Origin of the sequence: Streptomyces sp. NPDC097981, from assembly GCF_040302565.1 — a bacterium.
Classification (GTDB): domain Bacteria; phylum Actinomycetota; class Actinomycetes; order Streptomycetales; family Streptomycetaceae; genus Streptomyces.
On the sequence record NZ_JBEORW010000010.1, the window covers coordinates 63642 to 77042 of the forward strand.

Here is a 13401-nt window from a genome sequence, read left to right on the forward strand (position 1 = left end):
CCGCGCCCGTGTACGTTCGTTGATCCAGACAGATCCGATCAGAGCGGGGTACGACGTGACGCATCGCGTACGAGGGGTCATCGCCCGGAGCAAGGGCGCACCGGTGGAGACGACGACGATCCTCGTGCCCGACCCGGGACCCGGCGAGGCCCTGGTCAAGGTGCAGGCCTGCGGGGTCTGCCACACCGACCTCCACTACCGCGAGGGCGGCATCAACGACGAATTCCCCTTCCTGCTCGGACACGAGGCCGCCGGGATCGTCGAATCCGTCGGCCCGGACGTCACGTCCGTCGCACCCGGCGACTTCGTGGTCCTCAACTGGCGTGCGGTGTGCGGCACCTGCCGGGCCTGCAAGCGCGGCCGTCCCTGGTACTGCTTCAACACGCACAACGCCACGCAGCCCATGACCCTGGAGGACGGCACCCCGCTCTCCCCGGCGCTCGGCATCGGCGCGTTCGCCGAGAAGACCCTGGTCGCGGCAGGGCAGTGCACCAAGGTCGACCCGGCCGCCGCGCCGGCCGCCGCCGGACTCCTCGGCTGCGGCGTGATGGCCGGCCTCGGCGCCGCCCTGAACACCGGCAACGTGGGACGGGGCGACTCCGTCGCCGTCATCGGCTGCGGGGGAGTGGGCAACGCGGCCGTCGCCGGCGCCCGCCTCGCCGGCGCGGCCCGGATCATCGCCGTAGACCTGGACGACCGGAAGCTGGAATGGGCGCGGGGCCTCGGGGCCACCCACACCGTCAACGGCCGCACGGAGGACGTGGTCAAGGCCATCCAGGGGCTGACCGGCGGAAACGGAGCGGACGTCGTCATCGACGCCGTCGGCCGCCCGGAGACCTACCAGCAGGCCTTCTACGCCCGCGACCTCGCCGGCACCGTGGTCCTGGTCGGCGTGCCGACACCGGAGATGAAGCTCGAACTCCCGCTCCTCGACGTCTTCGGACGCGGCGGCGCCCTCAAGTCCTCCTGGTACGGGGACTGCCTGCCCGAGCGTGACTTCCCCCTCCTCATCGACCTCTACCTCCAGGGCCGCCTCGACCTCGACGCCTTCGTGTCCGAGACCATCCGGCTCGACGGGGTCGAAGCCGCGTTCGCGCGGATGGAGCGCGGCGAGGTCCTCCGCTCGGTCGTCGAGTTCTGACGGCCCGCCGTCCTCGCCTGTTCCCCGTGCGCCCGCGCCGGCCGGCTCCGGCCGCCGCGGGCCCACGGCCTCCCTGCCGGTCGTGAGGATCCGTAGACTCGGCCGGGCCGCCACCCTGGCCGAGACCCGGCCGGGGTGCGGGAATCCGTACCCGCCTCGCACCCCAAGGGCCGTCCGTGACCATCGACCGCAGCTACCGCCAGCCCGGTGTCGTCCTCACCGACCACCGCTTCAGCGTTCCGCTCGACCACGCGCGCCCGGACGGGGAGCACATCGAGCTGTACGCCCGCGAGGCCGTCGCCACCGGCAAGGCCCCGGAGACCCTGCCCTGGCTGCTCTACCTGGAAGGCGGCCCCGGCTTCGGCGCGCGCCGCCTCGTCGGCCGGCAGGCCTGGCTGGAGCGGGCCCTCACCGAATACCGCGTCCTCCTGCTCGACCAGCGCGGCACCGGCCGCTCCACCCCCGCCAACCGGCAGACCCTGCCGCTGCGCGGCACCCCCCGTCAACAGGCGCAGTACCTCGCCCACTTCCGCGCCGACTCCATCGTGCGCGACGCCGAGGCCATCCGCCCCGGCCTGACCGGCGGCGCGCCCTGGACGGTGCTCGGGCAGAGCTTCGGCGGCTTCTGCACCACCCACTACCTCTCCACCGCCCCCGAAGGCCTGACCGCCGCCCTGATCACCGGCGGCCTCCCGTCCCTCGACGCCACCGCCGACGAGGTGTACGAGGCCGCGTACCCCCGCATCGAGCGGAAGAACCTGGCCCACTACGCCCGCTACCCGATGGACGCCGAGCGCGCCCGCCGCATCGCCGCCCACCTCGCGGAGCGCCCCGCCGAACTCCCGGGCGGCTACCGCCTCACCACAGAGGCCTTCCAGTCGCTCGGCATCCTGCTCGGCACCGGCGACGGAAGCCACCGGATGCACCACCTGCTGGAGGACGCCTTCGTCCCCACCCCGGCGGGACCGGCTCTCTCCGACGCCTTCCTGGAGAGCGTCCAGGGGCTGCTCTCCTTCGCCGCCCACCCCCTCTACGCCGTGCTCCACGAGCCGATCTACGCCCAGGACCCGGCCGCGCCCACCGCCTGGGCCGCCGAGCGGGTTCGCGCGGGCCACCCCGGCTTCGACGCCGGGAAGACCCTCGCGGGCAACGGACTGCTGCTGTTCACCGGCGAGACCATCCACCCCTGGCACTTCACCGCCGACCCCGCTCTGGCCCCGCTGCGCGAGACCGCCGAACTGCTGGCCGCCCGTACCGGCTGGGAGCCCCTGTACGACCCGGCCCGGCTCGCCGCCAACGAGGTGCCGGTGGCCGCCGCGGTCTACCACGACGACATGTACGTGGACACCGCCCACTCGCTGGACACCGCCCGGGCGATCCGGGGCCTGCGCACCTGGGTGACGGACGAGTTCGAACACGACGGCATCCGCGCCGACGGCCCCCGCGTCCTCGACCGCCTGCTGGCCCTCGTCCGCGACGAGGCCTAGGAACATCAGGCATCGCGACTCCCCCTTCCTCGTCCGCCCCTTCGCCTATTGTTCGAGGCATGACCGAACAACTCGATCAGCCAGCGCCCTTGGAGCCGATGCCCACCGACTGGCAGCGCGCCCTCGCGGTGGTCGCCCACCCCGACGATCTGGAATACGGCGGAGCCGCGGCGATCGCCGACTGGACGGACGGCGGCCGCGAGGTCGTCTACCTGCTGGCCACGCGCGGCGAGGCCGGCATCGACACGATCCCGCCCGAGGAGTGCGCCCCGCTGCGCGAGGCCGAGCAGCGCGCGAGCGCCGCCGTCGTCGGGGTGTCCGCGGTGGAGTTCCTCGACTACCGCGACGGCGTCATCGAGTACGGTCTGGACCTGCGCCGGGACATCGCGGCGGCCATCCGCCGGCACCGCCCCGAACTGGTCATCACCCTCAACCACCGCGACACCTGGGGCGGGCAGGGCGGCGGGGGATTCTGGAACACCCCCGACCACAAGGCCGTCGGCCGGGCCACCCTGGACGCCGCTTCCGACGCGGGCAACCGGTGGATCTTCCCGGAGCTCCTGGCCGAGCAGGGCTTGGAGCCCTGGAACGGGGTGCGCTGGGTCGCGGTGGCCGGGTCCCCGAAGCCGACGCACGCCGCGGACGCCGGCCCCGGCCTGGAGCGTTCGATCAAGTCGCTGATGGAGCACAAGGCGTACATAGAGGTGCTCACCGACCAGGACCCGGAGGAGTACTGCCGGGGCTTCCTCACCGGCTTCGCCCAGCAGGCGTCCGTCCGCTTCGGCGGGCGCCCGGCGGTGACGTTCGAGGTGTTCCCGCGCTGAGCCCCGCCCCTGACGGCGGCCCTCTTCAGCGGAGGCTGATGACGGGCCGGGTGGAGAACGCCTCGTGCATGCCTTCGCCGTCCGGTCCGTACGCGAACTCGGCCATGGACGGGTTGCGGTTGGCGGTGGCCAGCGGCAGCCACGCGAGCAGGCTGCCGTATCCGCCGCAGACGGCTTCGCCGCCGTCGCCGCCGTGGGCCGCCGTCGGGTCGCCGCTGAGCTCCGTACGGTAGCCGTCGTACGCGATGTGCAGCCCGAAGGCGTTCGGTTCGTGGCGTATGCCGCCGGTGCCCCCGTACGGCGGCTCGTCCAGGGGGCACTCGTTCCCCCACCGGAACAGGGTGCCCGACCCGGCCCCGCACGCGTGCTCCCACTCGTCGGCGCTCGGCATCCGCAGGCCCCGGGCCGCGAGCGCGTCAGGCGTCAGGGCCGGAGGGCCGGTCAGCGCCTCGTCCTCCACGGCCATGAGGACGGCCGCCTGTGTCGCGGTGCGCACCGGGCTGAGCACCTCGGCGAGGTACGGCTTCAGATCGAGCCCGTACCCGTACCCCTCGGCCAGGCTCTCCGCGTAGTCGGCAACCTGCTCGGGCGTCGGTATCCAGGCGTCCACGTCGAACCCGAGCCGCACCGTCCCGCCGGGTATCAGGGCGAACTGCCGCCCCTCGCGCTCGATGCGTGCGCGGTGCAGCGGACCGCCCAGGTGCTCGACGGTGTCGAGCAGCACCACCCGGCCGCCCGCCTGCGCGGCGGCCTCGTGGGCGATGCGCCCGGCTGCGGCCGGGTCGAGCGAACGCCAGTGGTCAAGGGTCAGATCGGCGAGTGACATGACCGGATCCTCGCATCCGCCTGTGACAACCGGCGCTCGGGAGGTGAACGGGCCGCGGCCCGGCCCGCGATCACCGATCACCAGATCGGTTTACCGAGCCGCGCGAACTCGGCGGCGATGGCCTTGCCCGGCCCGGTGCCGCCGCCGGTCACGAGGACCACCTGCCCGGCGTACGTACCGGGAGGAAGGACGGCGGCGCGGGCAGGCCGGGGCTGCTGCGAGGGGTGCTCCGTGCGCCCGTGGACGGCGTGCGGGCGCCCGGATCGATGGTGGGGCGGAAGTGGCCGGAATGACGCCTGTCGGTCCGGCCCCGACGGTTGTCCGCCGCCCCGACGGTTCACAGAGGGGCAAGCGACCGCTTAGTATGCCCGCGAAGCGTGGTTCCTCGACGGCGGCTGGAGGCCCCGGATGCAGGCATGGCGAGTACATACCCCCGGCGAACCCCGTGAGGCCATGCGCCTCGAAGAGGTTCCCGAACCGGTGCCCGGCGAGGGCGAGGTGAGGCTCAGGGTGCTCGCGGCGAACGTCAACTTCCCCGACGCGCTGCTCGTCCGGGGCCAGTACCAGATCCGCCCGCCGCTGCCCTTCACCCCCGGCGTGGAGATCTGCGGCGAGACCGAGGACGGCCGCCGCGTCATCGCCAACCCGAGCCTGCCGCACGGCGGCTTCGCCGAGTACGTCACCGCGTCCGCCCGCGCCCTGCTGCCGGCCCCCGAGGCCCTCGACGACGCCGAGGCCGCCGCCCTGCACATCGGCTACCAGACCGGCTGGTTCGGCCTGCACCGCCGGGCCCGCCTCCAGGCCGGCGAAACCCTGCTCGTGCACGCCGCCGCCGGCGGGGTCGGCAGCGCCGCCGTCCAGCTCGGCAAGGCCGCCGGAGCCACCGTCATCGGCGTCGTCGGAGGCAAGGCCAAGGCGCGCACCGCCGAGGAGCTCGGCTGCGACCTGGTGATCGACCGGACGAGCGAGGAAACGGCCGGGATCGCAGCCCGGGTCAAGGAGTTCACCGGCGGACGCGGGGCCGACGTGGTCTATGACCCCGTCGGCGGTGACGCGTACACCGCCTCCGCCAAATGCGTGGCCTTCGAGGGCCGGATCGTCGTCGTCGGCTTCGCGGGCGGCACCGTCCCCGCCCCCGCCCTCAACCACGCCCTCGTGAAGAACTACGCCATCCTCGGCCTGCACTGGGGCCTGTACGCCGCCAAGGACCCCGCCGCCATCGCTGCCTGCCACACCGAGCTGACCCGGCTCGCCGCCGAGGGCGCGATCCGGCCGCTGGTCAGCGAACGCGTCCCGCTCGCCGAAGCCGCCGACGCCGTGCAGCGCCTCGCCGACGGCACCACCACCGGCCGGCTGGTCGTCGTACCGGCCCTGAACGGAGGCGGCCCGCGGTGATCACCTCCGAAGAACTGGCGGGGCGCGTACGGGACCTGCTCCTCGCCCACCCGCCGGGGGAAACCGAGCGCACCGAGTTCCTGCACGCCCGCTTCGACGCCGGCCTCGCCTGGGTCCACTACCCCGAGGGCCTCGGCGGGCTCGCCGCGCCCCGCTCCCTCCAGGCCGCCGTCGACGCCGCACTCGAAGCCGCCGGAGCCCCCGACAACGACCCGCGCCGGATCGGCATCGGCCTCGGCATGGCCGCGCCCACGATCCTCGCGTACGGAACCGACGAGCAGAAGCGGCGCTTCCTGCGTCCCCTGTGGGCCGGGGAGGAGGTCTGGTGCCAGCTCTTCAGCGAGCCCGGCGCCGGCTCCGACCTCGCCGCGCTCGGCACCCGCGCCGTCCGCGAGGCAGCCACCGGCGACTGGATCGTGGACGGACAGAAGGTGTGGACCTCCAGCGCCCACACCGCCCGCTGGGCCATCCTGATCGCCCGCACCGACCCGGCGCTGCCCAAGCACCAGGGCATCACCTACTTCCTCTGCGACATGCACGCCCCCGGCGTCGAGGTCCGGCCGCTGCGCCAGATCACCGGCGAGGCCGAGTTCAACGAGGTCTTCCTGACCGGCGTCCGCATCCCCGACAGCCACCGGCTCGGCGCCGAGGGCCAGGGCTGGGACGTCGCCCGCACCACCCTGATGAACGAGCGCGTCTCCATCGGCGGCATGCGCATCCCCCGCGAGGGCGGCATGATCGCGCCCGTCGCCGCCGCCTGGCGCGAGCGGCCCGCACTGCGGACCCACGCCCTGCACCAGTCCCTGCTCCGGCTGTGGGTCCAGGCCGAGGTCGCCCGGCTCACCGCCGAGCGGCTGCGCCAGCAGCTCGCGGCCGGGCAGCCCGGCCCCGAAGGGTCCGGGATGAAGCTCACCTTCGCCCGCCTCAACCAGGAGATCAGCGGCCTGGAGGTGGAACTCCTCGGCGAGGAGGGCCTGCTGTACGAGGACTGGACGATGCGCCGGCCCGAACTGGTCGACTTCACCGGCCGCGACGCCGGCTACCGCTACCTGCGCGCCAAGGGCAACAGCATCGAGGGCGGCACCAGCGAAATCCTCCTCAACATCGTCGCCGAACGCGTCCTCGGCCTGCCCGCCGAACCGCGCGACGACAAGGACCTCGCCTGGAAGGACCTGGCCCGATGAGCGCTGCCTTCGACCTGCTGTACTCGGACACGGAGGAAGAGCTCCGGTCCGCCGTACGGGCGCTGCTCGCCGACCGGTGCACACCGGCGGACGTACTCGCCCGGGCGGAGACCGGCCGGCCGCACGACCCGGAGCTGTGGCACACCCTCGCCGCGGAGATCGGCACCGCCGGGCTGCTCGTACCGGAGAAGCTCGGCGGCCAGGGCGCCGGCCACCGGGAGGCGGCCGTGGTCCTGGAGGAACTGGGGCGGGCCGTGGCGCCGGTGCCGTACCTGACGAGCGCGGTGCTCGCGACGGAGATCCTGTTGGGCTGCGACACGCCGGAAGTCATGGGGCTGCTCGGGGAGCTGGCCGCGGGCCGGCAGGTGTGCGCACCGGCGCTGCCGCTGACGCAGGCCCCGGGCGCGCCGCTGCCGGCGGCGGTACGGGACGCCGGGGGCGGGGTTCTGACCGGCACCGTCACCTCGGTGGCGGACGCGGTGAGCGCCGATGTGCTGCTGGTCCTCGCGGACACGGGGCTGTACGCAGTTCCGGCGGCGGAGGTGTCCCTGACCCCGCGGGTCCCGCTGGACCTGACCCGCCCGCTCGCCACGGTGACGCTGGACGGCGCCGCGGGGAGGCGGCTCGCCGACCCGGCGACGGCCCGCGCGGCGGTCGCCGGAGCACTGCTCTCGGGGGCCGGGCTGCTGGCCTCCGAGCAGCTCGGGCTCGCCGAGTGGTGTCTGACGGAGACGGTGCGGCACGTGCGCGGCCGCCACCAGTTCAACCGGCCGGTCGGCTCCTTCCAGGCGCTGAAGCACCGCCTGGCGCAGCTCTGGCTGGACGTCGCCTCGGCCCGCGCGGCGGCCCGCGCCGCGGCGGACGCACTGGCCACCGGGGCTCCCGACGCCCCGCTCACGGTCGCGGTGGCCCAGGCGTACTGCTCCGGGGTCGCGGTCCGCGCGGCGGAGGAGTGCGTGCAGCTGCACGGGGGCATCGGCATGACGTGGGAGCACCCGGCGCACCTGTACCTGAAGCGGGCCAAGGCCGACTCCCTGGCCCTGGGCACCGCGGGCCACCACCACGCCCTGGTGGCGGACTTCGCGGAACTCCCGTCCCCGTAGCGGTGTCCGGCCGGGGCCGGCGTGGGCCCCGGCCGGTGCCGGCGGGGGCCATCACTCCTTGTACGCGGGGATGCTCCGCATCGAGCCGGCCGACAGGACCGTCTCGCGTCTGGCGAGCTTCCCGTCGTGTCGGCCGCCGAGGCAGCGCAGGGTCGTCTCCGGCAGCCCGCCCTTGCCGGGATCGACGACCAGGAGGGTGCGCGTCCCGGCCCGGGTCGGGCCCCGCCGCCGAGGACGGCTCCCTCGCACTCACCACCGACCCGGCCGGCCGGCCGCCTGCATCCCGCCACCCTGTTCCACAAGCACCCCCGGCAGCCGATGTGACCTCGCCCGCCGCGCCGCGTTAGACCCCGTAGCGCGGACCACCGAGCGAGGGAGAGACCGCATGTACGCCACACCCGCCTCCGCAGCACTCACCCGCCGCACCGTCCTTCGTGCGGCCTTCACCGCCGCGGTGCTCGCCGGCACCGCGGCGGCCCTGGCTCCGGTACTTCGCGCCTGCCGCCCGCGGCAGAACCTCACCCCGGCCCCCCTCACCGAAGAGACGTACCGCGGGCGGCACATCGCGGTGGACCTTGCCGGGGTGCGCATCGACGGCCGTCCCCTGCACGTCATGCGCCGCGCCGACGGCAGCTACCTGAGCGGGATCAACCACTTCCAGTCCTTCGCGACCCGGCTGGAACTCGCCCGCGCCGCCGTCGACGAACTCGGCACCACCCAGCTGTTGTTCGCGGCCCCGCACCACGGCTGAGGAGCCCCGCATGTACACCCGGCAGAACCAGAAGAACCTGACCAGCGCCCAGAAGAGGCGGTTCACGGCGGCCGTGCTGGAGCTCAAGCGCAACGGGTCGTACGACGACCTGGTGCGCACCCACGGCAAGTACTTCGTGCCCGACCGGGACAGCAAGCGCCGCGTCGGGCACATGTCCCCGTCCTTCTTCCCCTGGCACCGGCGCTACCTGCTCCAGTTCGAGCGGCTGCTCCAGGCCGTCGACCCGGGTGTCTCGGTCCCGTACTGGGACTGGACCGCGGACAACAGCCCGGTCTCCTCCCTCTGGGCCGAGGACTTCCTCGGCGGCACCGGCCGCGAGAGCGACCGCCGGGTGACGACCGGCCCCTTCGCCTACGAGAAGGGCAACTGGGAGATCACGGTGGGCAACTCGGAGGCCCGCTTCCTCACCCGCAACCTCGGCCGCCCGCAGAACCCGATCGCCCTGCCCACCGCGGCCGAGCTGCAGTGGGCGCTCGACGACCCGACGTACGACACCTCGCCGTGGGACTCCACGGCGCAGGGCGGCGGGTTCCGCAACAAGCTGGAGGGGTGGGCCGCGCCGAAGAGCGAGCGCTGGCGCAACCACAACAAGGTCCACCAGTGGATCGGCGGCCACATGACGGGCGGCACGGCCCCCAACGACCCGGCGTTCTGGCTGCACCACGCCTTCGTGGACCTGCTCTGGGACAGCTGGCAGCTGAAGCACCCCGACTCCGGCTACCTGCCCGCGGCCCCGCTCGCACCGGGCGACCCCCAGCGCGGCCGGGTGATCGCCCTCGACGAGCCGATGCCGCCGTGGGACGTCACTCCGCGCGACATGCTCAGCCACCAGGGCCTCTACCGCTACGAATGACCCGGCGGACGAAGCGGAGGGAACAGAAGGGAAAAGAAGGGCCCCCGCCGTGCGGCGGGGGCCCTCGGTCCTCGGTCCAGCCGGGTCGGCCGGTCAAGCCGGCCGACAGGTGCAGGCGGTCAGCCGCCGTAGCCCTCGGTGTGGTAGACCTCGTCGCCCGACGCGTTGCTGCAAGTGTTGCCGAACGCCGGGTTCAGCAGAGCGATCACGTTCACGGTGTTGCCGCAGACGTTGACCGGGACGTGCACCGGGACCTGGAGCACGTTGCCCGACAGGACGCCGGGGGAGCCGACCGCCGCACCGTCCGCTCCGGCATCGGCGGCCGCCAGACCGGCACCGGCGGCCAGGGCGCTACCGGCCACAGCGGTGACGGCGATTGCCTTCGCGATACGCGACATCATTATCTCCTCCTGAGACGTGGGGTGCCGCAGGGACTTGCGGCATTTGACATGTCATACAACGCAGCGGGAGCCCGGGGGTCACGGCTGCTGGGCCCTCGTGATGGAGGGAAACCGCACGGACGCGAAGTACGGCTTGATCTGGCTCACGGACCCCGGCCCCAGCACCGCCGCCGGGCTGCCCGCGCAGCCCGGCTCCCGGTAGAAGGTCGCCGTCCCGCGCGTCGAGTTGGTGACCGCCCGGGAACCGCCGCCCTTCGCCTCCACACAGCCCTGCGGGGCGGTCAGCCCGTGCACCCGGTCGTCCCGGCCGACGTACTGGAAGTCGGGCCCGGCGGCCTGCGCCGTGCCCGCCGTGCCCGAGGCCACGAGCAGGAGCAGGGGGACCGAACCGGCCCGGACGAAGCCGCGGATGCCGGGGTGGATACGCATGGATCGCATGCCCGGTCCAACCCGGGCCGCCCCGGGACGGGTCACGCCTTGTCACCCGTCGGAGGGCTGTGCGACCGTGCCCGGGAGGCGGAACGCCCGATTCGGCGTTTCAGTGGATGCACGGGTTCGGCAGGGTGCCGCTCCGGCGCGGTTCTACGGAGGAGTCGATGAGCACAGCGGGCGGCAGCGGCCGGCCCCGGGTCCGGACCGGGTACGGCGTCGTCGAGGGCCGGACCGGGCCGGACGGCACCGCCTCCTTCCGGGGCATCCCGTACGCCGCCCCGCCCGTCGGCGCCCTCCGCTTCGCCGCGCCCGCGCCCCCGGCCGCCTGGGACGGCGTACGCGACGCGGGTGCCTTCGGGCCCACCGCGCCCAAGGTGCCCTACCCGGCGAAGTTCGCCGCCCTGCTGCCCGACCCGGAGATCCCCGGGGACGACTGCCTGAACCTCAACGTGTGGACCCCGGCCCCGGCCCCCGGCGCCCGGCTGCCCGTCATGGTGTGGCTGCACGGCGGGGCGCTCACCCGTGGCTCCTCGGCCGTCCCCGTCTACGACGGCTCCGCCTTCGCCCGCGACGGGGTGGTGTTCGTCTCCGTCAACTACCGCCTGGGCGTGCTGGGCTACGGACTCTTCCCCGACGCCCCCGCCAACCGCGGGCTCCTCGACCAGATCGCCGCCCTGACCTGGGTCCGCGAGAACATCGAGGCCTTCGGCGGGGACCCCGGCCGCGTCACCGTCTTCGGCGAGTCCGCCGGAGCCATCAGCGTCGGCGCCCTGCTCGGCGCCCCGCGTGCCACCGGGCTCTTCGCCGGGGCGGCGCTGCAGAGCGGTGCCCCCGAGGTGCTGCCGCGCGAGAAGGTGCGCGCCATGGTCCGGCGGATGGCCTCCCTGCTCAAAGTGCCCGCGACAGCCGGGGCCTTCGCCGCCACCGCCCTGCCCGACCTGCTCGCGGCCCAGGGCGCCGCCATGCGCCGCTCCGGCCCGCTCGTCGCCGGGCCCGCCTTCGGCCTGGTCGCCGACCCGGACACGCTGCCCGCGGACCCGCTGGAGGCCGCGGCGGCATCGGACGTCCCGCTGCTGCTGGGCTGGACCACCGAGGAGTACCGGCTCTGGCTCGCCCCCACCGGCGCGATGAAGCCGATGGACCGGCTCGGTCCGCTCACCGTCGCCCTGGCCCGCGCCCGCACCGGCAAGGACCGGGCTGCCGTACGGGCGCTGCGCGCCGCACTGCCCGGGGCGGGCCCTGCCGAGCTCGCGGGACAGCTGTTCACCGACCGGCTGCTGCGCGACCCGCTGCGCCGGCTCGCCGGGGCGCGGCGGGCCGCGCCGAGCTTCCTGTACGAGTTCGGCTGGCGCTCCGGAGTCCCGGGCCTGGGCGCCTGCCACGCCCTGGAACTGGGCTTCGTGTTCGACACGCTCCACGTGCCGGAGTCCGCGTGGCTGGCCGGGCCGGACGCCCCGCAGGAGCTGGCCGACCGGATGCACGCGGCCTGGGTGCGCTTCGCCGTGACCGGGCAGCCGGGCTGGACGGCCTGGGACGGCAACGGCCCGCCGATGGTGTTCGGCGGGCCGTTGCGCGAGGAGTCGTTCGAACCGGCGGTTACTCCACCGGTCCTTCCAGGACCTTGCTGATGAACTGGATCGGGCCCTCGCCCATGTTCGGGACGTAGGTCTTGGCGTTGTGCTGGCCGCCGGGGATGACCCTCAGGCTGGTGTGGATCGGGCCCTTGGTGTACGTCGCGACGAACTTCTGCACGTCGGGCAGGGTCTTCTTGTTGTTCTCGTTGTCGCCGACCTGGAAGGCGAGGTAGACGTCCGGAGCGCCCTTCTTGTCGATCATGGCCTTCGCCAGCAACTCCGGGTTGTTCTCCGCCTTCTCCTTGTCGTGGCCCTTCCACAGCGAGGAGTCGGGCACGATGTCGGGGCCGGAGCAGATGGCCGCCTTGAACTTGTCCGGGTGCTGGAGCACGGCCTTCAGGCTCGCGAAGCCGCCGGTGGAGGAGCCCATGTAGGCCCAGCCGTCACGGGACTTGATGGTGCGGAAGTTCGCCTTCATCAGGTCCGGGACGTCCTCGGTCAGCCAGGTGCCCATCTTGGGCTGGCCGGGGATGTCGGAGCCGTCCCAGTAGATGCCCTTCTCGTCCCCGGCCGGGTTCAGCACCGGCATCGCGAGGATGAACGGCTTGCTCTTGCCCTCGGAGTACCACTTGCTGATGCTGGTCTGGAGCCCCAGGTCGGTGCCCATCCAGTAGTTGCTGGGATAGCCGGCGCCGCCCGGCAGGGCGATCATGACCGGGAAGCCGCTCTTGGCGTACTTCGGGTCGTTGTACTCCTTGGGCGCCCAGACCCACACCTTGCCCTTGAAGCCCGACTTCTTGCCGTCCAAGGTGGTGACGGATACGTGCGTGCCGTCGCCCAGGGTCATGGAGTTCTTGAATTCGGCCTGGGGGCCGGTCGGCATCAGTGCCTTGGAGTTGGCCGACTGCTCGACGGCGCCCGCGCCGCCCTTCTTGCCGCCCGCCGAGGGCTGGCCGTAGGAGACGCTCGATCCCTTGTCGGTGAAGGGGGGTATCTCGAAGTGCCACATCACCCCCGCGGCTATGCCGGCGAGCGCGAGGACGGTGACGCCCGCGATCAGCCAGCGCTTGCCCCGGCGCGGCCGCTGCTCCTCGTACTCGGGCTCCTCGGGCCCGCCGTACGGTGGCTGCGGTGGCCCGTACGGGGGCTCCTGGTACTGCGGTTCGTACGGCTGCGCGTACGACGTGCCGTAGGGCTGCTGCTGGTACTGCCCTTCCGAGCGGTACGGCTGGTGCTGTCCGTCGGGTGAGTACGACATGTGCGGTTGCTCTCCGGCTGGTGCTGCCCCGTCGGGGGGTGGTCTCTTCTGTTCGAAGGATGAGCCTACGTGCTCCGTGGTTCCCCTTTTTCCCTGCTCTTGGGTTGACCTAGGGCAGGCCGTTGCCGAACACCCGGATGGTCACCGGAGT

The 13401-nt window shown here is 73.4% G+C and carries 14 protein-coding genes; 9 read left to right on the plus strand and 5 right to left on the minus strand.

Annotated elements, in window-relative coordinates; translation table 11 throughout:
* Positions 1-55: 55 nt before the first annotated feature.
* The 3 genes from ABTY04_RS12380 to ABTY04_RS12390 all read left to right on the plus strand — a co-directional run bounded on the left by ABTY04_RS12380 (position 56) and on the right by ABTY04_RS12390 (position 3452).
* The gene (locus ABTY04_RS12380) at positions 56-1141 is read left to right on the plus strand and encodes an S-(hydroxymethyl)mycothiol dehydrogenase (protein ID WP_352213302.1); all 1086 of its coding nucleotides are present in this window, start codon (positions 56-58) and stop codon (positions 1139-1141) included.
* 182 nt (positions 1142-1323) lie between these two features.
* Positions 1324-2628, plus strand: coding sequence for an alpha/beta fold hydrolase (locus tag ABTY04_RS12385; protein WP_352213421.1), 1305 nt, complete (start codon positions 1324-1326; stop codon positions 2626-2628).
* Between the two features lie 59 nt (positions 2629-2687).
* Positions 2688-3452, plus strand: a complete 765-nt coding sequence (locus ABTY04_RS12390; protein WP_352213303.1) for a PIG-L deacetylase family protein — start codon at positions 2688-2690, stop codon at positions 3450-3452.
* A 25-nt stretch (positions 3453-3477) separates the two neighbouring features.
* On the opposite strand, the gene ABTY04_RS12395 is transcribed toward ABTY04_RS12390, so the two are convergent.
* Complete coding sequence (locus ABTY04_RS12395; protein WP_352213304.1) at positions 3478-4278, minus strand: hypothetical protein; 801 nt, start codon at positions 4276-4278, stop codon at positions 3478-3480.
* Positions 4279-4686: 408 nt separating this feature from the next.
* Here ABTY04_RS12395 and ABTY04_RS12400 point away from each other — a divergent pair, with 408 nt between their 5' ends.
* From ABTY04_RS12400 to ABTY04_RS12410, 3 genes are read left to right on the plus strand one after another with little or no spacing between them, the layout of a single operon-like run.
* The gene (locus ABTY04_RS12400; RefSeq protein WP_352213305.1) at positions 4687-5673 is read left to right on the plus strand and encodes an NADPH:quinone oxidoreductase family protein; all 987 of its coding nucleotides are present in this window, start codon (positions 4687-4689) and stop codon (positions 5671-5673) included.
* A complete protein-coding gene (locus ABTY04_RS12405) occupies positions 5670-6857 on the plus strand; it encodes an acyl-CoA dehydrogenase family protein (RefSeq protein WP_352213306.1) in 1188 nt (395 codons plus the stop codon). The genes ABTY04_RS12400 and ABTY04_RS12405 overlap by 4 nt, the downstream gene beginning before the upstream one ends.
* Positions 6854-7960 carry an acyl-CoA dehydrogenase family protein gene (locus tag ABTY04_RS12410; protein ID WP_352213307.1) on the plus strand — a complete coding sequence of 369 codons (1107 nt, stop codon included), beginning with the start codon at positions 6854-6856 and terminating at the stop codon, positions 7958-7960. Before ABTY04_RS12405 ends, ABTY04_RS12410 begins: the two co-directional genes overlap by 4 nt.
* Positions 7961-8011: 51 nt before the next feature.
* Here the strand turns inward: ABTY04_RS12410 and ABTY04_RS12415 are convergent, their stop codons facing one another.
* Entirely contained in the window at positions 8012-8209 is a 198-nt protein-coding gene (locus ABTY04_RS12415; protein WP_352213308.1) for a hypothetical protein, read from the minus strand.
* A gap of 136 nt (positions 8210-8345) precedes the next feature.
* Between ABTY04_RS12415 and ABTY04_RS12420 the strand changes: the two genes are divergently transcribed.
* Together ABTY04_RS12420 and ABTY04_RS12425 are read left to right on the plus strand one after the other, a co-directional pair.
* Positions 8346-8711: a tyrosinase family oxidase copper chaperone gene (locus ABTY04_RS12420; protein WP_352213309.1), complete on the plus strand. Its 366-nt coding sequence runs from the start codon at positions 8346-8348 to the stop codon at positions 8709-8711.
* 10 nt (positions 8712-8721) lie between these two features.
* A complete protein-coding gene (locus ABTY04_RS12425) occupies positions 8722-9585 on the plus strand; it encodes a tyrosinase family protein (protein WP_352213310.1) in 864 nt (287 codons plus the stop codon).
* 119 nt (positions 9586-9704) lie between these two features.
* Here ABTY04_RS12425 and ABTY04_RS12430 read toward each other — a convergent pair whose 3' ends face one another.
* Together ABTY04_RS12430 and ABTY04_RS12435 are read right to left on the minus strand one after the other, a co-directional pair.
* Entirely contained in the window at positions 9705-9983 is a 279-nt protein-coding gene (locus tag ABTY04_RS12430; RefSeq protein WP_352213422.1) for a chaplin, read from the minus strand.
* 81 nt (positions 9984-10064) lie between these two features.
* Positions 10065-10424 (minus strand): hypothetical protein, encoded by a 360-nt coding sequence (locus ABTY04_RS12435; protein ID WP_352213311.1) that lies wholly within the window; start codon positions 10422-10424, stop codon positions 10065-10067.
* 158 nt (positions 10425-10582) lie between these two features.
* On the opposite strand from ABTY04_RS12435, the gene ABTY04_RS12440 reads away from it, so the two are divergent.
* Positions 10583-12046 carry a carboxylesterase/lipase family protein gene (locus ABTY04_RS12440; protein ID WP_352213312.1) on the plus strand — a complete coding sequence of 488 codons (1464 nt, stop codon included), beginning with the start codon at positions 10583-10585 and terminating at the stop codon, positions 12044-12046.
* On the opposite strand, the gene ABTY04_RS12445 is transcribed toward ABTY04_RS12440, so the two are convergent.
* The gene (locus ABTY04_RS12445; RefSeq protein ID WP_352213313.1) at positions 12015-13250 is read right to left on the minus strand and encodes an alpha/beta hydrolase; all 1236 of its coding nucleotides are present in this window, start codon (positions 13248-13250) and stop codon (positions 12015-12017) included. The genes ABTY04_RS12440 and ABTY04_RS12445 overlap by 32 nt on opposite strands.
* Positions 13251-13401: the final 151 nt, after the last annotated feature.

Coding starts and splice junctions, on each gene's coding strand:
- ABTY04_RS12390 (WP_352213303.1), top strand. CDS start 2,688: ATGACCGAACAACTCGATCAGCCAGCGCCCTTGGAGCCGATGCCCACC.
- ABTY04_RS12395 (WP_352213304.1), bottom strand. CDS start 4,278: ATGTCACTCGCCGATCTGACCCTTGACCACTGGCGTTCGCTCGACCCG.
- ABTY04_RS12400 (WP_352213305.1), top strand. CDS start 4,687: ATGCAGGCATGGCGAGTACATACCCCCGGCGAACCCCGTGAGGCCATG.
- ABTY04_RS12410 (WP_352213307.1), top strand. CDS start 6,854: ATGAGCGCTGCCTTCGACCTGCTGTACTCGGACACGGAGGAAGAGCTC.
- ABTY04_RS12420 (WP_352213309.1), top strand. CDS start 8,346: ATGTACGCCACACCCGCCTCCGCAGCACTCACCCGCCGCACCGTCCTT.
- ABTY04_RS12425 (WP_352213310.1), top strand. CDS start 8,722: ATGTACACCCGGCAGAACCAGAAGAACCTGACCAGCGCCCAGAAGAGG.
- ABTY04_RS12430 (WP_352213422.1), bottom strand. CDS start 9,983: ATGTCGCGTATCGCGAAGGCAATCGCCGTCACCGCTGTGGCCGGTAGC.
- ABTY04_RS12435 (WP_352213311.1), bottom strand. CDS start 10,424: ATGCGATCCATGCGTATCCACCCCGGCATCCGCGGCTTCGTCCGGGCC.
- ABTY04_RS12440 (WP_352213312.1), top strand. CDS start 10,583: ATGAGCACAGCGGGCGGCAGCGGCCGGCCCCGGGTCCGGACCGGGTAC.
- ABTY04_RS12445 (WP_352213313.1), bottom strand. CDS start 13,250: ATGTCGTACTCACCCGACGGACAGCACCAGCCGTACCGCTCGGAAGGG.